We start from the raw sequence: 22,038 nt of genomic DNA on the forward strand, positions 1-22,038 counted from the left end.
TCGTTGTCATATTTAATATTGTGAGCTGATTCACTTTATTAATTTTATATTGCCGCTATAGCCAGGCTCTCTGCATGGCTCGTCACTATTAATTAAACCGGTATTGATATGGCCTATTTCCCCGCAGTATATTGAACCTGGACTCCAATGGACGCATCAAATCCGGCACAATAAATCTGAACACAATAAAAATGGCCCTCCGCTAGTTCGGAGGGCCATTTTTATTTTCCGAAAAGGACGCGCCAGCCCGGCGGGAACTGTCGGGTTCGTGCCGCCAACGTGTCGGCCCGGCCGGCAAGATCCAGATCGGGATGGCAATGGGCCGGCTATTCCGGTATATCGTCCACCTGAGCCCGGTCTAGGATCGCCTTGGGCACTATGTTCACGCTTTCGTGCAGCTCGCTGTAAACGATCACGGCCAGCCCCTGTTGCAGCTGTGTCCTGACATCGGCGACTTTGTCGGCCAGACTGACATCATGTTCGCCGTACTCGGTGCCCTCTTGCAGCACGAAGTGCTCGAGCAGGTTGTTGAGGGTGTCTGCATCCAGCTCTTGCCAGGGGATAATCATGGTTTCATCTTCCGTTACCAGAGAGCGGGTATTGTCTATCTGTCGGCAGCAAGCGCAAGGGATTTATATGGCAGCAAGCAGGTATGAACATGCTCTCTGATGAACAACGTCGTCTCTCCAGCCACTTTGATCACCATCTGTATGAGTCTCGCCGTCACGCCCTGAGCAAGGGGTTGCGCTGGTTCTGGGCCGTCAACCAGCTGGCGATCCTGTTCCTGCTGGCCCGCTTCTATGTCTATCAGGATGCCCATCTGGTGGTGGCCCGGGTACTGCCCTGGAGCTACGAGGTGCAGCTGGTGCTGATGACCCTGGCTTGCCTGTCGTTTCCGCTGTTCTGGCACTGGCTCTCCCGCCAGCCCCCCGCCATCTGGCAGCCCTGCCTGCGTGCCGGTGCCCTGCTGTGGGGGATTGGCTGGGCGCTGCTCGGCTACGCCATCGCCCTGGTGGAGTTGAGAGGCGGTTTCAGCCTGGCGTTCGATCTCATCAGCATGCTGCTGATGACGGCGCTGGTGGCGCTCTATTGCGAGGTGCGGCTGTTCTACTGCTTCAGCACCCCGCCGCTGCTGTTTCTGCTGCTGGAGGCGCTGCTGGTCAAGGGCGGTGCACTGGATGGCGGTGGGTTGCCTCATCATCATGCTGGAGACGGGCAGGCGCATGCTCAACGGCTGGTTCGAACTGGCGGTGTCCCGTGAGCACGAGAACCTGACCCTGGCCCGCCAGCTCGATGCCATGGCCAAGCGGGATCCGCTGACCGGGCTGGCCAACCGGCGCCATTTCGACAACGTCGGCGAGCAGATCCTGCAGGAGGCGAGAGAGCAGCACGGCGAGTTTGCCATCCTGCTGCTGGACGTGGACTTCTTCAAACGCTTCAACGATCACTACGGCCATCTGCAGGGGGACAACTGCCTGATCGCGGTGGCCGACTGCCTGCGCGAGGCCATTCGCCAGCCGGCTGACGTGGTGGCCCGCTATGGCGGGGAGGAGTTCGTGCTGTTATTGCCCGGTGCCGATGCGCTGGCCGCCAGCGCCATCGCCAAACGCATTGCCGCCGCGCTGGCCGGGCGAGGCATCCTTCATGCGCAGTCGGAGGTGTCGGATCGGGTCACCGTAAGTCAGGGCATCGCCCTGTGGCACGGGGGGCAGGATGGCATCGCCGACATGCTGGTGCGCGCCGACGAGGCGCTCTATCAGGTCAAGGAGGCTGGCCGCAACGGCTACCGGCTCGCCCCCTGAGTCTGCTCTCGCAACCACTGGCTGATCCGCTCCTCCAGCCAGAACCGCGGCCGCCAGGGCGTACCGTGCAGAAAGCCCACGTGGCCGCCCTGGCGGCTCAGCTCGTAGCGCACCATGGGGGAGAGCTGCTCGGCCTGCGGGATCACCGCCTCGGTCATGAAGGGATCGTCGGCAGCGTGGATCACCAGGGTGGGGATGGGGATCCGTGCCAGCATCCCCAGGCCCGAGCAGCGCTGATAGTAGTGGTCGGCACTGTCAAAACCGTGCAGCGGCGCCGTGACCTGCTCATCGAAGTCGCGCAGGGTAGCGATGGCGTGCACCTGCTGCGGTTGCCAGCGGGCGCCGGCCGCCGCCTGCCGTTGGATCTTCTGCTGCAGGTTGTGGCGCATGGTGCGCAGCAGATAGCTTTGATAGACCCGCGAGAAGCCCTGATTGACCCGATCGGCGCAGCTGTCCAGCCGCAGCGGTGCCGAGATCACCACCGCCGCCTTAAGCTCGCTCGGGCAGGCGCGCGCCAGCAGATTCACCAGCATGTTGCCCCCCAGCGAATAGCCGATGGCGATGAGCGGTTTGCCGGGAAAGCGGCGGCCCAGCTCGGCGATCAGCGCCTGGGCATCCTCGATGGCGCCGGAGTGATAGGCCTGCAGCAGCCGGTTCGGCTCGCCGCTGCAGCCGCGAAAGTGCATCAGCACCGCCTCGTTGCCCTGATGTTGCAGGTGGGCGAACAGTCCCTTGGCATAGTGGGAGTGAATGCTCCCCTCCAGCCCGTGAAACAGCACGATGAGCGGCCGCTCATCCCGGCTGATCTCGCCGCTCCAGGCGAGATCGACGAAGTCGCCGTCCGCCAGCTCGAAGCGCTCCGCCACGAAGCGGGCCGGTTGCCGGCGCAGCCACTTGGGCAAAATGGTTTGCAGATGGGGATTGCGCGCCCACCAGGGGGCGTGGAAGTGGCTTTCGATCAGCATGTTGGGTCCGCGGGGTGACAGGGACAGAAAAGGCAACGGCGAGAAGCCGGGCTTCTCGCCGTCGGGATCAGGCCGGCAGGCTGTCGTGGTGCTCGGCACCGCGCAGCATAGCCTGGATCAGTTCGTTGGCTTCAAACTTGGTCAGCGCCTCGTGAGCGCCCACCTGATGGGCCCGCTCCACGCTGATCTCGCTGGAGAGCGAGGTGTGCAGGATGATGTAGGCCCCCGCCAGTTTGGCATCGCTCTGCACCTCGAAGGCCAGCTCATAGCCGTCGAGCCCCGGCATCTCGATGTCGCTCACCAGGATGTCTATGGGGGTCTGCTGGCTGGCGCGGGTCTGCATCAGGGTCAGCGCATCCTTGCCGTTGGTGCACACCTCGTAGGGGATGTTGATGTAGTCCAGCGCCGCCATCAGCTGGCGACGGGCGACCGAGGAGTCATCCACCAGCAGGATCCGCATCGGCTTGATCCGCTCCCGCTGCACGTCGGTCAGCACAGGGTAGAGGTGGCTGGGGTCGTCCGGATAGACCCGGGAGAGGATCAGCTCCACGTCCAGCAGCTGGATCAGCTGATCATTGACTCGGGTCACACCGGTGACGAACACGTTGTGGCCGAGGGTGGCGGGCGGCGGCTCGATGTCGCGCCAGTTGCACTCGGTGATCTTGTCGATGCCGCGCACCAGAAAGCCCACCAGGGTACGGCGGCAGTCGGTGATGATGATGAAGCAGTGCGGCATCTCTTCCTTGCTGATCGGGCGATAACCCACCGCCATGGCCATGTCGATCACCGGGATGGTGGTGCCACGCATGCTGGCGGCGCCGAGCACGGTCGGGTGCGAGTGCGGCATGGCCGTCAGCTGGGTGTAGGGCACTATCTCTTTCACCTTGAGGGTGCCGATGGCGAAGGATTGCTTGGCCGAGAGATGAAACAGCAACATGCCCTGGGATTGGTTGGCCTTGCTTTTCATGGCAGATGTCCTGTGAGTCAAAACGGTATCAGTCAATTCAGGCCCCTAGCATAAAGGATTATAGAAGAAATGGCCTTGTGGTTATTAACGACCATTGGCCGCAAAACTGGACTCATTTCATCCATTTATTGCCGCAATCCGCACTTGTGCGCACTGCCTGGGGCCCTCATGGGCGGGGCGTTCAGTGCGCCTGCAACGCCTCCAGCGGGGTGCCGAGCCACTGCTGGCAGGCGTGGGCGAGCGCGGCTTCATCCCCATAACCCAGCTTGTTCACCACCTGGGCGCGTTGGCTGCCGCTTTTGAGCAGCCGCACCGCCTGCAGCAGCTGCCACTGGGCGCGCAGCGCGTCGCCCGCCAGCGCCGGGTCGCTGAGGCCACGCTGCGCCAGACATTGCTGCCATGCCGCATCGCTGCCCTCCCGGCCGTTTGCCAGCGCCTGCCAGGCGGCCTGCAGGGCATTGTCTGGCTGGGAGGCAATGGGGCAGGCCGGCAGCTCGTCGAGTATCACCTGCAAGCGGTGGCCGTAGGCACCTTGCCAGTCGCGGGGGCGCTGCCACTGGGCCAGGCCGTCGAGCAGCGCTGCCAGCAGCGGGGTGGGCTGCAGCCAGCCCGCTCGCTCTGGCTGCTCCACGCGTACCGAGCAGGTCAGCAGATCATGCTGGCAGCCCGCCAGCGGGGTGAAGGCGGCCAGAGCATCGGCACAGAGCCAGAAGTGGCTTCCCGTCGGCATCAGCCACTCATGGGCGCCGAGCCGCAGCAGCGCCGCGCCCCGGGTGATCCGCAGCAGCTGACCTACCGGCACGCGCTTGCGGGCACCGACTTGCAGATGCGAAGTGGAAAAATGCTGATATTCGATGGCGTGATGCATGTAAAAACCCTGATATGATGCTGCCTGGAGGTAACGAAAATGGAAACCAGACGTAAAAAACGCTTCATTGCCGGTGCGGTCTGCCCGGCGTGCGGCAAAATGGACACCATGATGCTGTATATGGAGCATGGAGTCGAGAAGGTGACCTGTGTCGAGTGCGGGGATACCCAGGTACAGACCCAGGCCGAGGTGGACAAGGTGACCCGGGAGACGGAACAGGTGATAGGCGTGTTTCGTCCCGAGTGAGTGGCGGCCTCAAGGTGATGGCATGCCGGTCAGGCTGGTGGCTGTTGATGACTTTTTCATCACGCTGAAGCCGGACCGACCATATGCTTGTCTGCCTTTTTGAGGTATTCTGGGCCCGTTTTTTTCTATCCGCAGGATCCCTGACATGAAAGTAGCTCCCCTGAGCGTGGTTACGCTGGAATACACGGTCACCGACGAACACGGTGAAGTCATCGACACCACTGTCGGTAAAGAGCCTCTGGTGTATCTGCACGGTACCCGTTATCTGGTCTCCGGCCTCGAAGCCGAGCTGGAAGGTCGCAGCGTGGGCGAGGCGTTCGACGTCACCCTGACGCCGGAGCAGGCCTATGGCCAGTACGACGAGAACCTGGTGCAGGAAGTGCCCGGCGAGCTGTTCGACGGCATGGAAGTGTCTGAAGGGGATACTTTTGTGGCCGAGACTGACGACGGCCACCGTCCGGTGACCGTGATCGAAGTGTCCGAAGAGTTCGTCAAGGTGGATGGCAACCATCCGCTGGCTGGTGTGACCCTGGGCTTCAAGGTCGAGATCAAGGACGTGCGCGCCGCCACTGCCGAAGAGCTGGCCCACGGCCACGTTCACGGTGCCGGTGGTTGCGGTCACGATCATGGCCACGACCATGATCACGACCACGGTCACGAGCACGGCGGTTGCTGCGGTGGTGGCCATCATGGCCACGATCACGGTCATGACCACGGCGACGACCACGGTCACGGCGGCTGCTGCGGTGGCGGCGGTTGCGGTGGCAAGGGCCATCAGCACTGATCACGGCATTGCCGATGATAAAAAAACCCGCGCCTGGCGCGGGTTTTTTTATGGCTGGCACTCATCAATAGTGCGGTGGCGGGGTCTCTTCGGCCATGCTGGCGATCTGGCTCGGCTGCACGCTCTGCAGCTTGTCCACCAGCAGCTGGATCTGATGCTTGAGCCGATCCAGCTCGCGGCCCTGGGTGGTGACCTCGTCGTTGAGCTGCTCCACCGTGTATTCGGCGAAGGCGAGGCGGCTTTCCAGGGTTTCGAGGCGATCGTTTAATTGCTGACTCATGGGCCTTTTGGTCCTTACTTGATAGTCCAGATTTCGGCCAGGCCGCTGGAGCTGGCGCTGACAAGGTGGCTATTGTCGCGCAAAGCCACGCCGTAGACCACTGCGCTCGGCGGTTTCACTCTGGGATGGGGCGAGACGCGCCAGCTCTGCAGCAGGCTGCCGTCGCTCACCTGCCACAGGGAGAGCTGGCGGGAGGGGGCGCCGGTGATGAGCCACTTGCCGTCGTTGGCAAAGCGCGCCACGGTGTAGACCTCGAAGCGGTGATCGAACTGCAACCGGCTCAGCTCCTTGCCGGTTTTCAGATCCCAGATGCTGGCCTGGCGGCTGTCGGCGGTGAAGGCGAGCCGTCCGCTCGGGTCGAGCCGGGCCAGCACCACCCGACCGGCGTGGTTGAAGCGCCACACCACCTGGCCCGTGCGGGTATCCCACAGGTAGGCGCTATAGTCGTTGCCGCCGGTGAGGGCGTAACGGCCATTGGGGGAGAGATCCACCGTGTTGACCTGCTCGGTGTGGCCGAGAAACTGCAGCCGGCGGCCGGTGCGGGTATCCACCACTTCCGCCTTGCCGTCTTCCCGGCCGATCAGCACCTGGCGACCGTCGGCCGAGAGGGCGATGTCCCTCAGCCTGGATTCAGGAAGCGAATAGTAGCCTTGCGACTGGCCATCCTGCAGGCGCCAGATCCCGAAACTGTCGGGGGTGGCCGTCACGGCGTGGCTGTCGTCCGCCGAGAAACGGGTGATGATGATGAAGTTGTCCGGATTGTCGGACTGGCGCCAGCGCCAGCGCTCCTTGCCCTGTTCCAGGTCCCACACCACAGTGCCCTGGCTCAGGCTGGAGACGATGGCCTGCTTGCCGTCGCTGGCCAGATCGGCGCTCAGCAGCCCCTGCTTGGCGAGGGTCAGTTGTCGGTCCGGCGATGAGCTCTGTTCGCAGCCTGTCAGTATCAGGCAAATCGCGACGAGATAAATGGCACTTTTTATCATTTTTCCTGTCTCATGCTTTCGTTACCTGCGATCACGGCGTTAGTATAAGGCGCTTATCACGATAAACCTCTCATTTCACGAAGGAACCGAGAGCGGTATTTAGAGTTTTGGAGAAACTGATGAACAATTTTCTGAAGGTGTCCCTGTTGGCCGCGGCAGTTGCCGTGAGTCTGACTGCTTGCCAAAAAGACGAGAAGACTGCTGCGAATACCGCAGAGGTCAAGGCAGAAGCCAGCAAGCCGGCAGAGGCCCCCAAGGCTGAAGCCAAGAGCTTTGAAGAGCAATCCGGCTATGCAATTGGCCTCTCCATGGGTCGTTATATCGCCAATACCCTGGAACGTCAGCAGGAACTCGGCATCAAGCTGGACAACAGCGTCATCCTCAAGGGTGTGACCGACGGTCTGGGCAAAGAAGCCAAGATGACCGACGAGGAGATCCAGAAGGTTCTGCAGCAGTACGACGCCAAGATCAACGAGTTGACCAAGGCCAAGGCTGACAAGGATGCCGTGGAAAACCAGAAGAAGGGTGAAGAGTACCTGGCTGCCAACGCCAAGAAAGAGGGCGTGAAGAGCACCGAATCCGGCCTGCAATACCAGGTCGAGAAGATGGGTACCGGCGCCAAGCCGAAGGCCACCGACATCGTCAAGGTCCACTACACCGGTACCCTGACCGATGGCACCAAGTTCGACAGCTCCGTCGATCGCGGCGAGCCGGCCACCTTCCCGCTCAACCAGGTGATCCCGGGCTGGACCGAAGGCGTGCAGCTGATGCCGGTCGGTTCCAAGTTCAAGTTCTTCCTGCCGTCCAAGCTGGCCTACGGCGAGCACGGTGCGGGTTCCATCCCGGCCAATGCCGTGCTGGTATTCGACGTTGAGCTGCTGGCTATCGAGAAGCCGGCTGCCGATGGCGACAACGCCAAGAAGTAAGCGGAAAACGTTGAAAAAACGGCTCCTTAGGGAGCCGTTTTTACTTGTAACTCCGCCCGAATGGCGGGATAAAAGAGAGTATCGCCAACTGTGCTAACATGGCGAACGACACCCGAAATAGACAACAAAATCAATTGCAAGGATGGCTCCCGTGGCGGAAAGCAAACCTCGAGTCCTGTTGGTGGAAGATACCCGCAGTCTGGCGGTGGTCTATGAACAGTATCTGGCCCAGGATGGCTACGAGGTGCTGCGGGCCGATTGCGGCCAGCAGGCATTGGCGCAGCTGCTGAGCAGCCCGCCGCCGGTGGTGCTGCTGGATCTCGAGCTGCCCGACATGTCCGGCATGGACATCCTGCAGCAGATCACCGAACAGCAGCTGCCCTGCTCGGTGGTGGTGATCACCGCCCACGGCTCGGTGGACGTGGCGGTGGAGGCGATGCGGCTCGGTGCCTTCGACTTCCTGACCAAGCCGTTCGACGGCAAGCGGCTGTGCGCCACCGCACGCAATGCCCTCAAGCACCAGCAGCTCAGCTCGCTGGTGGCCCAGTATCGGGAGAACTTCGAGCGCAGCTCGTTTGCCGGCTTCATCGGTGCCTCCATGCCGATGCAGGCGGTCTATCGCATTATCGAGAGCGCGGCGCCGAGCAAGGCGACCGTGTTCATCACCGGTGAGAGCGGCACCGGCAAGGAGGTGTGCGCCGAGGCCATCCATCAGTGCAGCCCCCGTCGCGAGCAGCCCTTCATCGCCCTCAACTGTGCCGCCATTCCCCACGACCTGATGGAGAGCGAGATCTTCGGCCACGTGAAGGGCTCCTTCACCGGCGCGCAGGGGGATCGCAAGGGGGCGGCCAGCCTGGCGGATGGCGGTACCCTGTTTCTGGACGAGATCTGCGAGATGGATCTGGACCTGCAGAGCAAGCTGCTGCGCTTCATCCAGACCGGCACCCTGCAGCGGGTCGGCAGCGGCAAGCTGGAGACGGTCGACGTGCGCTTCGTCTGCGCCACCAACCGCGATCCCCTGCTGGAGGTGAAGGCAGGGCGTTTTCGCGAGGATCTCTACTACCGGTTGCACGTCATCCCCCTCAGCCTGCCGCCGCTGCGCGAGCGGGGCGAGGACATACTGCTGCTGGCGCGAACCCTGCTGCAGAGCTATGCCAAGGAAGAGAACAAGCGCTTCAAGGATTTCGATGCCGAGGCGGCGCGGGTGCTGCTCGATTACCCCTGGCCCGGCAACGTGCGCGAGCTGCAGAACGTGGTGCGCAACATAGTGGTGCTCAACGATCGCGAGCTGGTGAGCCCCGACATCTTGCCGCCGCCGCTCAACGGCAGCCGTGCCAGCCTGCTGGCGGCGATCCCCGCTGCGGCCGCGACCGGCAGCGGTGCCGTGGTGGTGGCCAATGCCCCGATCCGCCCGCTCTGGCTGGTGGAGAAAGAGACCATAGAGCAGGCCATCGCCAGCTGTGACGGCAACATCCCCAAGGCGGCGGCGCTGCTGGAGATAAGCCCTTCCACCATCTATCGCAAGAAACAGGGCTGGGAAGAGGCGAGTCTGGCGTGAGGCCGGTGTCGGGAGGGGGTCACCCTCCCGGGGGATAAATGTGCGGGGCGGCCAATGGGCCGCCCCGCTGCGTTTGTGGCGGTTGCTGGCTAGAGCTTGGCCAAGAGCTTGAGGCGGGCCAGCCGCTCTGCCTCGTTGGCCTTGAGCCAGCGATCCTGCGAGAGCAGGAACCAGGAGCGGGAGAAGTATTCGGCCGCCGCCGGATCATCCAGTACCAGCGCATTCTCCCCCAGCTCCTCGAACAGATAGCCATCTTCCGCCACCCCGGCGGCCGCCATATCACCCTTCAGCAGCATCAGGTCGGCCAGTGCCTGTTCGTGCTGGCCCTGGGCTCGCAGCAGGCGGGCCAGACTCCAGCGGGCGATAAACGCCTTGGCCTGGTTGTTGTGCTGCTCGTGCCATGCCAGACATTTTTGCTGGAAGCCCCTGGCCTCATCGAAACGACCCAGCTCGAACAGGGTCCAGCCCTGGTTGTTGTAGAGGGTGGCGAGCCAGCCGCGCACCTCTTGATCGGTACTGCGCTCGGCCAGCTCCATCGCCAGCTGATGCCAGCGGCTCTGCTCTTCCAGCGGGGCGGCGATGGCGATCATGTGGGCGACGTCGATGGCGAGATAGAGCTCCTTGTGCTTGAGCCCCAGCTGCCAGGCTTGCTCAAACAGCGTCTTGGCGCTGGCCTTGTCGCCGGCGGAGTTGAAGGTGCGGCCGCGCTCCAGCAGGGCGCGCAGGCGGGCTCGCGGGGTTGCATCGGTGAGGCGGGGGTCTATCTCGTCGAGCAGCTGGTGCGCCTGTGCAAACTGGCGTTGCAGTGAATGGGTGCGGGCTATCTGGGTGAGCAGTTCCAGCTCGTACTGCAGATCGGCGGCGGCGCGCGCCTCGGGCAACAGGGCATGAAAACGCAGGGCGCTGGCGGCGGGATCCCGATAATCCCACTGCGCCATGAAATCGGGCGGATTGTCCATTTGGCCTCCTTGCTGGCTATCCTCCTCCCAAGATGCCTGCAGGCCATTGCTTGTACAAGGGGCCCCCGTCACAGAGTGCCCCTTGAGTCATGTTTGCATTTGCGGCGAGCCGGTCAGTAGACCATGGCCAGGCTCATCAACATCAGGCCGAGGGCGGCGAAGGCTCCCTCCTTGATGGCGAGGCGCGGCACCAGCGCCTTGGGCAGGGCCGGAAACAGGGTGAGGGCGAAGCCGAGCCCCGGCATCAGCCAGTGAAAGGCGGGGTTGCGCAGGCTGGGGTCTGCCGCACCATTGATGATGATAAGCAGGATGAAGAGGGTGAAGGCCGGCAGAATAAACCAGCGGGCGCTGCCGGCCGCAACGGCGCGCAGCGGCGAGATGCGATAAAGCAGCAGGGTCACGATAAACAGCACCAGGGGTGCCAGCAGGTAGAGTGGAGCCGGGTTCATAACGGGTATCCTGAAAAAAGGCGTGAGCAGCAGTGGCGGGATTTAATCAGCCCGAGGCGGGGATGACCAGCCACAAGGGCCCGGGCTGTGAAGCAGATCCCGGGCAAAGGTTTGTCGGCCGAGGTTTCAGCGCAGCCAGAACCAGGCGGCAAAGCCCAGCCAGCTGATGGCCAGCAACAGCCAGGGCAGCGGATGCTGGCGAGAAACCTCGACCAGCTCGACGATGTCGTCCGGTTCCTCATCCTGCGGCGCTGCGTGGGACTGTTTGGCCTTGGCCTGCAGTTTTTTCTGACGGCTGGCCTCGCGGGCCCGCGCCTTCATCTGTTTCTTGTATTCGTCTATGCCTTTCTGGATCCCCTGCGCGATCAGCTGGGTCTGCTCCTTGGTCTGCCCCGGCTTCTGGTTGGCACGGGCAATCTTCATCGCCTCCTGCTGGGTCTCGGGGGAAATCTTGTCGTACTTCGCCATCAAAGGGTCTCCTCGGCATCGATTGGCGGGGAGTATGCCATAAAAACGGCGCCCTCAGGCGCCGTTGCAACAGCTTGTGAGCCGGATCAGGGCTTGTAATAGGTCACGGTCGCGTAGGGCAGCGGGTTGAGGGTGCCCTGGGACTCGGCGTACTCCATGAACATCTCGTTCTCACCGACGCCGGAGTCGACGTAGTCACCCTTGTTGGGCAGCTCTTCACGCTTGAGCAGGCCGTTGTAGCCATCCTTGCCGGAAGCGATGTAGGTGTTGGCACCGACGCGGTACACCTTCTCGTCATCCAGCGGCTGCCACTGGCCGTTGGCGTCCAGCAGTTCCAGCTTGGTGATGCGGGAGCCCTTGGCCAGCTTGCCGTCGTAGGTGTAGCTCAAGTGGCCGACGTAGGGGAAGGCACCGCTGGAGGCGGCGATCCCGGTCTCCAGGCCGATGGAGTAGTCAACGGCGTACTCCAGGGTGGCCCGAACGTCCTTGCCCTTGAGGTTGAAGGCGGCGATCTTGTTGCCAAACGGCAGCAGGGTACCCATCACGTAACCGACCGAGAGCGGGCCTGCGTTCACGTCGGCGCGCACGCCACCGGCGTTCTGGATGGTGAAGTCGACCTTGGTGTTGAGCTTGTTGAGCTTCCAGTAGAGCGACTCGGCCACCAGGGGATCGATGAGGCCGGCGCCGTCCGGAGTGGTCGGCACGCGCACGTGGGTCAGCTTGGTCGGCACGTCGGCGATGATCTTGGCTTCGAGCTCGGCCACGGCCGGCTTGTACTCGGTGTCGATCACATCGCGCATGGCGGTGTCTTCCGGCACGATCTCGATGACCGGGGACTTGTTGATGAAGTCGACCACGTTGGTCTGCTCGGTGCCGCTGAGCGGCACTTTCTTCTTGGCCACTTCCTTGGTGAAGTCGTCGCCGGTCATCAGGGTGTTGCGGCCCTCACACTTGGTGAGCTGGCCTTCTTTGCTGAGGGAGACGTTGACCAGGCCGTAGCCCTTGGCCCATTCGCCGGCCTGCACGATACAGGTCTTGCCACCGTCCGGGTTGCTGACGATCTGGGCATAGGTATTGTCATCGGCCGGGTTCTGGTTGTGGGCTGTGTAGCCGATGCTGTTGAGCTCGGTGATGTCGCCGAGGAAGGTCTGGGAGTGACCGCCGACGATCAGGTCGATGCCGTTGACGGCCTTGGCCACCGCCTGGTCATTTTGCAGGCCGATATGGGTGACCATGATGATCTTGTTGGCGCCCTTGGATTTGAGGGTGTCGACCATTTTCTGGGCGGTCTCAATCATCGGCAGGAATTTGGTGTCGGTATCCGGTGAGGAGATGTCATGCATATTTTCCAGCACCAGCCCGAAAATACCCACGCTCTCGCCATTGACTTCCTTAATGACATATTCGTGAATATTTTCACTGTCCTTCAGGGTGGCGCTACTGGATTTCACCATATTGGAAGCCAATACCGGGAAATTCACCCGTGAGACAAAGTCTTTAATAGCCTGGTTGCCCAGATCGAATTCGTGGTTGCCGAGCACCATGGCATCGATACCCATGTCGGAGAGCAGCCGGGACTCCTCTTCACCCTTGAACTGGGTGAAATAGAGGGTGCCCTGGAAGGCGTCGCCACCGTTGAGCACCATGAAGTTGCGGCCCTCGTTGGCGGCCTGGCTGCGCAGCTCGTCCAGCTTGAACTTCAGGCGCGGATAGCCGCCCAGCTTGGCGTTGAACTTGAACAGCTCCTGGCCGGTGGGCTGGATCGCCAGCGCATTTTCGGTCGGGTCGAGGTGGGCGTGGGTATCATTGATGTGGGCAATGGTCAGATCCAGCGGAATATGTTCCTTGCTGCTGTTTTCTGAATTGCAGGCGGTCAGCCCGAACAGGGTAATAGAGACGGTGACGGCCAGTAGCGTCTTCTTCATCGGTAATATTCCTCTTGTTGTTATAGTCCTGTATATCGTTCCTGCATGACAGGAGTGTGGCGATTCTAGGCAAAAAGTAATAATTGGAAATAAACAGAGCTGATTCCTTTGAGCTACTGCACATTAATAAAGCAAATAAACGTTTGCTCTATTTGGCAGAGCAGGGGAAGGCGCGGCGGGGATTTTCCGCCAGCATGGGTGTCAATGCAACCCCATTGAGGTCAGGGGCGCTTCAAGGCGCAGGCGTGGGGCTCAGCTGCTGCAGAAATTGCTGCGGAGTGAGCGGGCGGCCATACAGGTAGCCCTGCAGGTAATCGACCTGCCGTTCGACCAGAAAGTCGGCCTGCTCCTGGGTCTCGACCCCCTCGGCGATGGTTTGCAGCCCCAGCCGGGTCGCCAGGCTGATGGTGCTGTCAAGAATATGACGGGAGAGGGCGTTGGTGCCGATCATGGCGACGAAGCTCTGATCGATCTTCAGATAGTCCACGTGAAACTGCTGCAGATAGGTGAGGCTGGAGTGGCCGGTGCCAAAGTCGTCCAGCCCGATCCTGACCCCCATCTGCCGCAACTCCTCAAACAGCCGCTCGGTGAGGTGGTTGGGGGTGATGAGCTCGCGCTCGGTCAGCTCCAGCACCAGGGTGATCGGGTTGGCGGTGAAGGCGGCGAGAAAGCTGCGGCAGTCATCCAGCAGGCTCAGCTGCTGGCAGTGGCGGGCACAGATGTTGAAGCTGAAGTGAAAGCGGGGTGGCAGCGCTGCCGCGTGGGGGGCAAACTGCAGCCGCACCTGCTGCATCAGGGTCTGGGTCATCAGGATGATGAGGCCGCTCTCCTCCGCCAGCGGAATGAAGAGATCCGGCCGGATCAGCCCCTGGCGGTGGTGCTGCCAGCGCATCAACACCTCGCAGCCATGCAGTTGGCCGTTCTGGCTGACGACGATGGGCTGCAGATAGGGCACGAACTCCTGCTTGATGATGGCGCGCCTGAGCTCCTGGGTCGGAGTCGAGATATGGCTCCACCAGCGGTAGGTGGCGAGGCCGGCCAGCCCCCCGAGGGCCAGGATCAGCAGCACCATGCTGCCCTGCTTTTGCAGGGTCATGGCCAGCACGGCACTCAGCGGGAACCCCTGGTTGAGGCTGTAGCCGAACGTGGTCGAGTCGAGCCGGTAATTGAAGCCCCGCAGCCTGGGCGGTTGCCCATCGTGCACCTTGCCCTGCAGGTCGAGCCACTGCTGGCCTATCTGCACCCAGCTGTGGGGCCCGGCGAGATGCCACTGCAACGGCTTGCTCAGATGATAGGGGTTGATGGCGACCACCACTGCATGATCCCCTTCGCTCAGGTGGTAGAACAGCAGCGACGGTTTGCGTCCGAGCTGGGTGACCGCCTCCAGTCTGAGCAGCTCGTGCTGGCTGTTCTGCAGCCGGTCTTTGAGATCGATCTCGTCGAAGATGGAGGAGCAGTAGAGGCGACCGTTGCGGGAGAGGTTGACCGAGCGCACATAGGGGGAGGTGGCGACCAGCACCCGCAGCTCACGGGCCACCTCGCGGCAGGGACGGCTGGCCAGCGGCAGCGCCGCCTTGGCCGCCAGGGTCGAGTGGTGCAGCGCGCTGTCGATCTGTGTCATGGCGCGTTCGGCGGCGGTCTGGGCCTGCTGGCGCGTCATCGACCAGGTCTGCCAGTAGAGGGTGACGAGGGAGATGAGGATCAGGGTGGCGCAGCACAGCAGGCTGGCCAGGAGACGAGGCATGTTGCTGCGACGCAGAAAGGGAAGAGCCATGGGCCACGCCTCGATGAAGAGTCAATTGAACAAAAAAAGGTCGGTCATACTACACAATCACACCTCAATCTCATAGCCGGTACAAGGGGCGGTATGGGCGGGTGCAGGGGGCGGGAAATGCCAAAAAGCAAAGACGGCCCGCAGGCCGCCTTTGTTTGTCATCGCAGGAAAAGCGCGTTTACAGCTGCTCGATGCCGACGATATGCCAGGGGGCATTGTCCTTGGCGAGGTTGCGCTCGAGGTGCCACACCTCCTTGATGTCCTCCTCGACCTGCTCCTGGCGATCCATGTAGCGGCCGCTGAAGCGCACGCTGACCTGGGCCCAGTCGCTGCCGTAGTCGGCACGCACCAGCTGGGTGTCCACATACATCACTTCGGTATGCTGCTCACCGGTGAGTTCGGCCCGCTCGGCCTTGAGCTGTTCGAACAGCTCAGGACTCACGTACTCGCGTACCTTTTCCAGATCGTTTTTGTTCCAGGCTTCCTGCAGGGTGCGGTAGTGATCGCGAGCCCCGGCCAGGAAACCGTTCATGTCAAAACCTGGCGGCAGGCGGAACGGCACGTCGCTGTCGGCAAAACCGGTGGCCTGCGGGGCGCTGTGGTTCTGCTCGAACTGCTGGGGCGCCGCGCTCTGGGGCGGCTGATAGCCGGCATAGGCCGTCTGCTGCTGTGGCGCCGCCATCTTGCCCTTGCGCAGGGTGCGGATCAGGAACACGGCCCCCAGTGCCAGCAGGGCGATCAGCAGGAAGTCCATCCCTTGCAGACCTTCGAAGGCGCCGCTGCCCAGCAGGTAGGCGAACAGACCACCGGCCAGCAGGCCGCCGAGCAGGCCGCCCATCATGCCGCCCTTCTTGGGTGCCTGGGCGCCCACGGTGGGGTTCTTGGTGTCGACGGGTTTGGCGGCCGGTTGGGCCGGAGCCGTTTTATAGCTCTTGCCAAAGGATTTGCCGCCGCCAAATTTCTTGGCCTCGGCAATGGGTGCCCCCAGGCCAATGGCCAGGATCACGGCAAACAGGGTCAGCATCTTTTTCATTTTGACTCTTTTCACTCTCATCAGTGGGTGGGGCATGCTCTGCTTTGGCAAGCTCAGCGAGGCGCATGGCAGGCTGCCTGTCCCTCGTTGTATTGCAGCTTGCGACTATGATTAACATGGTTGGCATGAATTATTCATGAACAGATTGCCCCGATCGGGGGCGTTGTGAGGAGACAGGCCATGAAAAGTCGACGACCGAGCCGCAAGGAGCGCAAGCTGCGCAACAAGGCGAGAGCCAAACCGCAGGATCAGACCCTGGTCTGGCCCTTCATCATGGTATGAATGCGAAACGGATTTTATCGACAGGCGGCGCCGGCAACCATCAGGAGGGCGGTTGTGGCTGACAGAAGTGAATAGCGTGCATTTGCACTCGCGATGACGGGGTTTCTTTTGTAAAATTCCCGTCCCCTTCCCGCTGCGGTTTTTATGTGTATGGCAGAGCAAGTGACGGCGAAAAAAGACGCCAAGACACAACAGCTGAAAGTACCTCCCCACTCTTTTGAGGCCGAACAGTCCGTACTGGGCGGCCTGATGCTGGACAACGAGGCCTGGGATCGGGTCGCCGAACGGGTGATCGACAAGGATTTCTACAGCCGCCCGCACCGCCTGATCTTCCAGGCCATGACCCGCCTCTCCAATGCGGGTAACCCCATCGATCTCATCACCTTGCAGGAGGAGCTGGAGCGCTCCGAACAGCTGGAAGAGGCCGGTGGCTTCGCCTATCTGGTGGAGATCGCCAAGAACACCCCGAGTGCCGCCAACATCAGTGCCTACGCCGAGATCGTGCGTGAGCGGGCGGTAGTGCGGGAGATGATCTCGGTCGCCAACGAGATAGTCGAAGCAGGCTATGAGCCGCAGGGGCGCACCTCCGGCGATCTGCTGGACCTGGCCGAGAGCAAGGTATTCAAGATTGCCGAGCAGCGCAGCAGCGCCAACGAGGGGCCCCAGCCGCTCAAGCTTATTCTCGAGCAGACCGTCGACAAGATTGAAGAGCTGTTCAAGACGCCCCACAACGGGGTGACCGGGGTATCGAGCGGTTACGGTGATCTCGACAAGATGACCGCCGGCCTGCAGCGCTCGGATCTGGTGATCGTCGCGGCCCGTCCCTCCATGGGCAAGACGACGTTTGCCATGAACCTGTGCGAGCATGCGGCGCTCACCGCCGACAAGCCGGTACTGATCTTCTCCCTCGAGATGCCCTCCGAGCAGATCATCATGCGTATGCTTGCCTCGGTGGGGCGCATCGACCAGACCAAGGTGCGGACCGGTCAGCTCGACGACGAGGATTGGGCGCGGCTCTCCTCCACCATGGGATTGCTGCTCGAGAAGGGCAAGATGTATATCGATGACGCCTCTGGCCTCACCCCGACCGACGTGCGTTCTCGCGCCCGTCGTATCGCCCGTGAGCACGGCGGCCTCTCGATGATCATGATCGACTACCTGCAGCTGATGCGGGTGCCGGCGCTCTCTGACAACCGGACCCTGGAGATCGGCGAGATCTCCCGCTCCCTCAAGGCGCTGGCGAAAGAGTTGCAGTGCCCGGTGGTGGCGCTCTCCCAGCTCAACCGAAGCCTGGAACAGCGGGCCGACAAGCGCCCGGTCAACTCGGATCTGCGGGAATCGGGCTCCATCGAGCAGGATGCGGACTTGATCATGTTCATCTACCGCGACGAGGTCTATCACGACGACAGCCCCGACAAGGGGATCGCCGAGATCATCATCGGCAAGCAGCGTAACGGCCCCATCGGCCGGGTACGCCTCACCTTTCAGGGTCAGTTCTCGCGCTTTGACAACTACGCGGGCCCGGCGTTTGATGATGACTACTGATCATCGTCATCGCGATCCTGAAGAGAAAGAAAGTGGTGAGGGTCATCGCTGCAAAGCCGCGTAACGGTGCCAATATGCGGCCGGGTGCGCCTCACTTTCCAGGGGCAGTTCTCGCGTTTTGACAACTACGCGGGCCCGGCGTTTGATGATGACTACTAAGTAAGCCGGGAGCCTGCTCCCGGTATCCAGAAACAGTTTTCCCGGTTCGACAATTCTGCCGGTCCGGCCTTAGACGATGACAATTAAGGGCTGACACCCCCCGGTGCCTGGCGCGTTCGCGCGTTATCATGCCCTCGTAAGGGAAAACAGATGAAAGCGGCTATCGCCCAAATCAATACCGCGGCCCTGCGCCACAACCTCGCCGTGGTGAAACGCCACGCCCCCCAATGCAAGATCATTGCCGTGGTCAAGGCCAACGCCTATGGCCATGGGCTGCTGCCGGTCGCCCGCACCCTGGTGGATGCGGATGCCTACGCGGTGGCCCGCATCGAAGAGGCGCTGATGCTGCGCTCCTGCGCCGTGGTCAAGCCCATCGTGCTGCTGGAGGGTTTCTTCAGCGCGGCCGACCTGCCGGTGCTGGCGGCCAACAACCTGCAGACCGCGGTGCACACCTGGGAGCAGCTCGAAGCGCTGGAGCAGGCGGATCTGCCTGCCCCCGTGGTGGCCTGGCTCAAGCTCGACACCGGCATGCACCGACTCGGCGTGCGGGCCGACGAGATGCCGGCCTTTATCGAGCGGCTCGCCAAGTGCAAGAACGTGGTGCAACCGTTCAATATCATGACCCACTTCAGCCGATCCGATGAGCTGGAGCAGCCCACTACCCGCGAGCAGATCGACTTGTTCAGCCAGTTGACCGCGCCGCTGTTGGGCGAGCGGGCCATGGCCAATTCGGCGGGCATCCTGGCCTGGCCGGATTCCCACTGCGACTGGATCCGCCCTGGCGTGATCCTCTACGGCGTCTCCCCCTTCCCCAATACGGTGGCGGCCGATTACGACCTGCAGCCGGTGATGACCCTCAAGACACAACTGATCGCAGTGCGGGATCACAAGGCGGGCGAGCCGGTGGGCTATGGCGCCAACTGGGTGTCGGATCGTGATACCCGGCTCGGGGTGATTGCCATCGGCTATGGCGACGGCTATCCACGCATGGCTCCCAACGGCACGCCGGTGCTGGTCAACGGCCGCATCGTGCCGCTGGTGGGTAGGGTCTCCATGGACATGACCACGGTGGACTTGGGCCCCGGCGCCACCGACAAGGCCGGCGACGAGGCGGTGCTGTGGGGTGAAGGGCTGCCGGTAGAGCGGGTGGCCGACCAGATCGGCACCATCCCCTACGAGCTCATCACCAAGCTCACCTCCCGGGTCTTTATGGAATACGTCTAGATGCCGTGAGCGCCAAACGTCAAAAAGCCCCGCATGCGGGGCTTTTTTTATGATGTTGTTGCAACCTGCTGCTTCTTCTTACTGCCTGTGAGTCGTAGACACTGATGCCGAGGTTACTGCCGGTGCATCCGCACGAACTTTTCCATCAGTTGATCTTCGGTTTCCACGTGAGCGGGATCCCAGATGATGCAGTCGATGGGGCAGACGCTGATGCAGGTCGGCTTCTCGTAGTGACCGACGCACTCGGTGCAGCGACTGGGGTCGATCTCGTAGATCTCCTCGCCCAGGCTAATGGCCTGGTTCGGACACTCGGGATCGCACATGTCACAGTTGATGCACTTGTCGGTGATGAGCAGTGCCATCTCAGGCGGCCGAGTGCGGCTGACGGGTATCCTGGCGCTCACCGAGGTTGCGCAGCAGGATGCCGTAGTCAACGTCCACTTCCTTCGGTACCGGCACATAGACCACGTGGCCGTTGCCCGGCGCGGTGTCGATGAGCTCGCCCTTGCGGTTCTGCATCTGTTCCAGATTGAAGCTGAGGTTGCCCTGTGGGGTCATCAGTTCCAGGCTGTTGCCCACCAGGAACTTGTTCTTCACCTCGACTTCCACCATGTCACCGTTGCGACCGGTGATCTCGCCAACGAACTGCTGGGTGTCGGAGACCGAGTAGCCGTAGTCGTAGTTCTGGTATTCGCTGTGGTTGTGACGGCGCAGGAAGCCCTCGGTATAGCCGCGGTGGGCCAGATTTTCGAGGGTGCCCATCAGGCTGCGATCAAACGGCCGGCCGGCTACCGCATCGTCGATGGCCTTGCGATAGACCTGGGCGGTGCGGGCACAGTAGTAGAAGGACTTGGTGCGGCCTTCGATTTTCAGCGAGTGCACGCCCATCTTGGTCAGTCGTTCGACGTGCTCGACCGCGCGCAGATCCTTGGAGTTCATGATGTAGGTGCCGTGCTCGTCTTCGAACGCGCTCATGTACTCGCCCGGGCGGTTGGACTCTTCCAGCAGCACCAGCGCATCGGTCGGTTTGCCCAGGCCCAGGGTGTTGTCCGGGCGGATGGCGATGGGCTCCTGACGGTGGACGATCTGGCCCACGTCATCTTCCTTGCCTTCGTGCACCTTGTACTCCCAGCGGCAGGAGTTGGTGCAGGTGCCCTGGTTGGGGTCACGCTTGTTGATGTAGCCAGAGAGCAGGCAGCGGCCGGAGTAGGCCATGCAAAGGGCGCCGTGGACGAACACCTCCAGCTCCATCTCCGGCACTTGCATGCGGATCTCCTCGATCTCGTCCAGCGACAGTTCGCGGGAGAGGATGACCCGGGTCAGGCCCATCTGATGCCAGAACTTCACCGTGGCCCAGTTGACCGCGTTGGCCTGCACCGAGAGGTGAATAGGCATGTCAGGGAAGGCTTCGCGCATCATCATGATGAGACCGGGGTCAGACATGATCAGCGCATCCGGCTTCATCTCCACCACCGGACGCATGTCGCGGATGAAGGTCTTGAGCTTGGAGTTGTGGGGCTGGATGTTGGCCACAACGTAGAACTGTTTGCCGAGGGCATGGGCTTCGTTGATGCCGAGCTGCAGATTCTCGTGATCGAATTCGTTGTTGCGCACCCGCAGGCTGTAACGGGGCTGGCCGGCATAGACGGCATCGGCGCCATAGGCGTAGGCGTAACGCATGTTCTTGAGGGAACCTGCGGGGGAGAGCAATTCTGGTTTAAACATGGCGGACTCTTCGTATCTGATTGCAAATCAGGACGGCGCCACCTGATGGCGCCGTATGGGTTGAGCTGCGCTGGGAGTGGATACTCGCTCGGCGCGACCCGATAACGGCATATCTGGGCTGCAGCAGCATGCACCGGATAAACGGGGTGCGAGATTGTACTCGCCCTCACCGCATCATGCAATTTGGCAGGGGAACGTCCCCGGCGCGAGTCGGCGGCCAAAAAATAGGCGGTTCAGGCCCAGCGAGAGAGGGGGGAGGGCATGGCGTAGGCGTAGCCTTGCTGATAGTCGCAACCGAGCCGATTGGCTGTCTCGATGTGCTGCAGGGTCTCGACCCCTTCGCACACCACCTTCATGCCAAGCCGCTGCAGGTACTCCACCAGACCGGTCAGCATGCGCAGGGCGTGGGGCGTCTTGCTGGCTTGCAGCAGCAGGGAGCGATCCAGCTTGATGACCTCGTAGGGCAGCGCCAGCATGCGCTGGAAATTGCACTCCAGGGTGCCGAAGTCATCGCAGGCAATATGGGCACCATGGCTGCGCAGTACCTCGATCAGCGCCCTGTGCTGCCGCTGCAGCGGGGCCTGTTCTACCACCTCGAACCAGATCTCGATCCCCAGCTTGCGCGCCTGCATCAGCACCAGCAGCAGCAGGTTCTGATAGGTGGGGCTGTTCAGGGCCGGGTTGAGATTGATGGAAAGAAAATAGGGCCCAGCCTGCGCCAGGGTCGGCAGATCCCGCATGATGGCCCTGAGCATGACGATGTCCAGATGCAGGGATTGATCCTCACTGAGGGAGGCGAAGTCGATGCCCTGATAGCTCTGCTGGGCCGGCTCCCAGCGTCTGGCCAGCACTTCATAACCTTTGACCTGATGATCCCGACCGATGATCGGCTGATAGAAGGGCACGGCAAGATCGGCCACCGCGATGCTTGCCATGTCACTTATTGGGTACTCTTCTTGAAATGCAAACATGGCACTCACCTGTTGACGGATATGGCTGTGGATAATACAGCAGAAGGGAGCGGTAAAGCCTGTAGGAATCATCTGATAATGGTGCCGAGCTGATAATGTCAATATCTGCTCATTCCGATTTACACTGTCTCATAATTCTTCATAA

22 protein-coding genes and 1 pseudogene are annotated in these 22,038 nt (G+C 61.8%); 8 read left to right on the forward strand and 15 right to left on the reverse strand.

The genetic code is table 11. From position 1 onward, the window contains the following. Positions 1-326: 326 nt before the first annotated feature. Positions 327-569, reverse strand: a complete 243-nt coding sequence (locus R2E40_RS05005; RefSeq protein ID WP_065476021.1) for a YheU family protein — start codon at positions 567-569, stop codon at positions 327-329. An 89-nt stretch (positions 570-658) separates the two neighbouring features. On the opposite strand from R2E40_RS05005, the pseudogene R2E40_RS05010 reads away from it, so the two are divergent. Both R2E40_RS05010 and R2E40_RS05015 read left to right on the forward strand, forming a co-directional pair. Continuing rightward, positions 659-1,241 (forward strand): annotated as a pseudogene (locus R2E40_RS05010) (membrane-associated sensor domain-containing protein); the annotation flags it as partial. Between the two features lie 57 nt (positions 1,242-1,298). Next, a complete protein-coding gene (locus R2E40_RS05015; protein WP_318165537.1) occupies positions 1,299-1,802 on the forward strand; it encodes a GGDEF domain-containing protein in 504 nt (167 codons plus the stop codon). On the opposite strand, the gene R2E40_RS05020 is transcribed toward R2E40_RS05015, so the two are convergent. The 3 genes from R2E40_RS05020 to R2E40_RS05030 form a co-directional block, all read right to left on the reverse strand. Further along, positions 1,784-2,767 (reverse strand): hydrolase, encoded by a 984-nt coding sequence (locus tag R2E40_RS05020; protein WP_318164904.1) that lies wholly within the window; start codon positions 2,765-2,767, stop codon positions 1,784-1,786. The genes R2E40_RS05015 and R2E40_RS05020 overlap by 19 nt on opposite strands. Positions 2,768-2,834: 67 nt before the next feature. Then, the gene (locus R2E40_RS05025) at positions 2,835-3,734 is read right to left on the reverse strand and encodes a chemotaxis protein (protein WP_076362260.1); all 900 of its coding nucleotides are present in this window, start codon (positions 3,732-3,734) and stop codon (positions 2,835-2,837) included. Positions 3,735-3,915: 181 nt separating this feature from the next. Further along, entirely contained in the window at positions 3,916-4,602 is a 687-nt protein-coding gene (locus tag R2E40_RS05030) for a hypothetical protein (RefSeq protein ID WP_318164905.1), read from the reverse strand. Between the two features lie 39 nt (positions 4,603-4,641). Between R2E40_RS05030 and R2E40_RS05035 the strand changes: the two genes are divergently transcribed. Both R2E40_RS05035 and R2E40_RS05040 read left to right on the forward strand, forming a co-directional pair. Next, positions 4,642-4,848, forward strand: a complete 207-nt coding sequence (locus tag R2E40_RS05035) for a YheV family putative zinc ribbon protein (RefSeq protein ID WP_011704934.1) — start codon at positions 4,642-4,644, stop codon at positions 4,846-4,848. A 145-nt stretch (positions 4,849-4,993) separates the two neighbouring features. Then, complete coding sequence (locus R2E40_RS05040) at positions 4,994-5,632, forward strand: FKBP-type peptidyl-prolyl cis-trans isomerase (RefSeq protein WP_011704935.1); 639 nt, start codon at positions 4,994-4,996, stop codon at positions 5,630-5,632. Positions 5,633-5,696: 64 nt separating this feature from the next. Here the strand turns inward: R2E40_RS05040 and R2E40_RS05045 are convergent, their stop codons facing one another. Next, positions 5,697-5,912: a SlyX family protein gene (locus R2E40_RS05045; protein ID WP_011704936.1), complete on the reverse strand. Its 216-nt coding sequence runs from the start codon at positions 5,910-5,912 to the stop codon at positions 5,697-5,699. 14 nt (positions 5,913-5,926) lie between these two features. After that, on the reverse strand, positions 5,927-6,895 hold the full coding sequence (locus tag R2E40_RS05050; protein WP_318164906.1) for a hypothetical protein: 969 nt from the start codon (positions 6,893-6,895) through the stop codon (positions 5,927-5,929). A gap of 119 nt (positions 6,896-7,014) precedes the next feature. Here R2E40_RS05050 and fkpA point away from each other — a divergent pair, with 119 nt between their 5' ends. After that, complete coding sequence (gene fkpA / locus R2E40_RS05055) at positions 7,015-7,821, forward strand: FKBP-type peptidyl-prolyl cis-trans isomerase (protein WP_011704938.1); 807 nt, start codon at positions 7,015-7,017, stop codon at positions 7,819-7,821. 151 nt (positions 7,822-7,972) lie between these two features. Beyond that, positions 7,973-9,379, forward strand: coding sequence for a sigma-54-dependent transcriptional regulator (locus R2E40_RS05060; RefSeq protein ID WP_043159586.1), 1,407 nt, complete (start codon positions 7,973-7,975; stop codon positions 9,377-9,379). 89 nt (positions 9,380-9,468) lie between these two features. Here R2E40_RS05060 and R2E40_RS05065 read toward each other — a convergent pair whose 3' ends face one another. The 6 genes from R2E40_RS05065 to R2E40_RS05090 all read right to left on the reverse strand — a co-directional run bounded on the left by R2E40_RS05065 (position 9,469) and on the right by R2E40_RS05090 (position 15,987). Continuing rightward, the gene (locus tag R2E40_RS05065) at positions 9,469-10,338 is read right to left on the reverse strand and encodes a tetratricopeptide repeat protein (protein ID WP_318164907.1); all 870 of its coding nucleotides are present in this window, start codon (positions 10,336-10,338) and stop codon (positions 9,469-9,471) included. A 113-nt stretch (positions 10,339-10,451) separates the two neighbouring features. Then, positions 10,452-10,787 (reverse strand): hypothetical protein, encoded by a 336-nt coding sequence (locus R2E40_RS05070; protein ID WP_318164908.1) that lies wholly within the window; start codon positions 10,785-10,787, stop codon positions 10,452-10,454. A gap of 126 nt (positions 10,788-10,913) precedes the next feature. After that, the gene (locus tag R2E40_RS05075; protein ID WP_318164909.1) at positions 10,914-11,255 is read right to left on the reverse strand and encodes a DUF2956 domain-containing protein; all 342 of its coding nucleotides are present in this window, start codon (positions 11,253-11,255) and stop codon (positions 10,914-10,916) included. An 86-nt stretch (positions 11,256-11,341) separates the two neighbouring features. Beyond that, the gene (locus R2E40_RS05080) at positions 11,342-13,180 is read right to left on the reverse strand and encodes a bifunctional metallophosphatase/5'-nucleotidase (RefSeq protein ID WP_042065251.1); all 1,839 of its coding nucleotides are present in this window, start codon (positions 13,178-13,180) and stop codon (positions 11,342-11,344) included. A gap of 232 nt (positions 13,181-13,412) precedes the next feature. Then, positions 13,413-14,954 (reverse strand): cyclic diguanylate phosphodiesterase, encoded by a 1,542-nt coding sequence (locus R2E40_RS05085; protein WP_318164910.1) that lies wholly within the window; start codon positions 14,952-14,954, stop codon positions 13,413-13,415. Between the two features lie 178 nt (positions 14,955-15,132). Beyond that, positions 15,133-15,987, reverse strand: coding sequence for a Tim44 domain-containing protein (locus tag R2E40_RS05090; RefSeq protein WP_011704944.1), 855 nt, complete (start codon positions 15,985-15,987; stop codon positions 15,133-15,135). A 432-nt stretch (positions 15,988-16,419) separates the two neighbouring features. On the opposite strand from R2E40_RS05090, the gene dnaB reads away from it, so the two are divergent. Together dnaB and alr are read left to right on the forward strand one after the other, a co-directional pair. After that, positions 16,420-17,814, forward strand: a complete 1,395-nt coding sequence (dnaB, locus tag R2E40_RS05095; protein WP_011704946.1) for a replicative DNA helicase — start codon at positions 16,420-16,422, stop codon at positions 17,812-17,814. A 309-nt stretch (positions 17,815-18,123) separates the two neighbouring features. Then, entirely contained in the window at positions 18,124-19,197 is a 1,074-nt protein-coding gene (alr, locus tag R2E40_RS05100) for an alanine racemase (protein WP_017408770.1), read from the forward strand. A 113-nt stretch (positions 19,198-19,310) separates the two neighbouring features. Here the strand turns inward: alr and R2E40_RS05105 are convergent, their stop codons facing one another. From R2E40_RS05105 to R2E40_RS05115, 3 genes are all read right to left on the reverse strand, one after another. Continuing rightward, entirely contained in the window at positions 19,311-19,559 is a 249-nt protein-coding gene (locus tag R2E40_RS05105; RefSeq protein WP_005334896.1) for a YfhL family 4Fe-4S dicluster ferredoxin, read from the reverse strand. A 1-nt stretch (position 19,560) separates the two neighbouring features. Further along, on the reverse strand, positions 19,561-20,922 hold the full coding sequence (yegQ, locus tag R2E40_RS05110) for a tRNA 5-hydroxyuridine modification protein YegQ (RefSeq protein WP_017408769.1): 1,362 nt from the start codon (positions 20,920-20,922) through the stop codon (positions 19,561-19,563). A gap of 233 nt (positions 20,923-21,155) precedes the next feature. Next, the gene (locus R2E40_RS05115; RefSeq protein WP_318164911.1) at positions 21,156-21,893 is read right to left on the reverse strand and encodes an EAL domain-containing protein; all 738 of its coding nucleotides are present in this window, start codon (positions 21,891-21,893) and stop codon (positions 21,156-21,158) included. Between the last annotated feature and the right edge of the window lie 145 nt (positions 21,894-22,038).

This window comes from Aeromonas sp. CD (genome assembly GCF_033349375.1).
Classification (GTDB): domain Bacteria; phylum Pseudomonadota; class Gammaproteobacteria; order Enterobacterales; family Aeromonadaceae; genus Aeromonas; species Aeromonas hydrophila.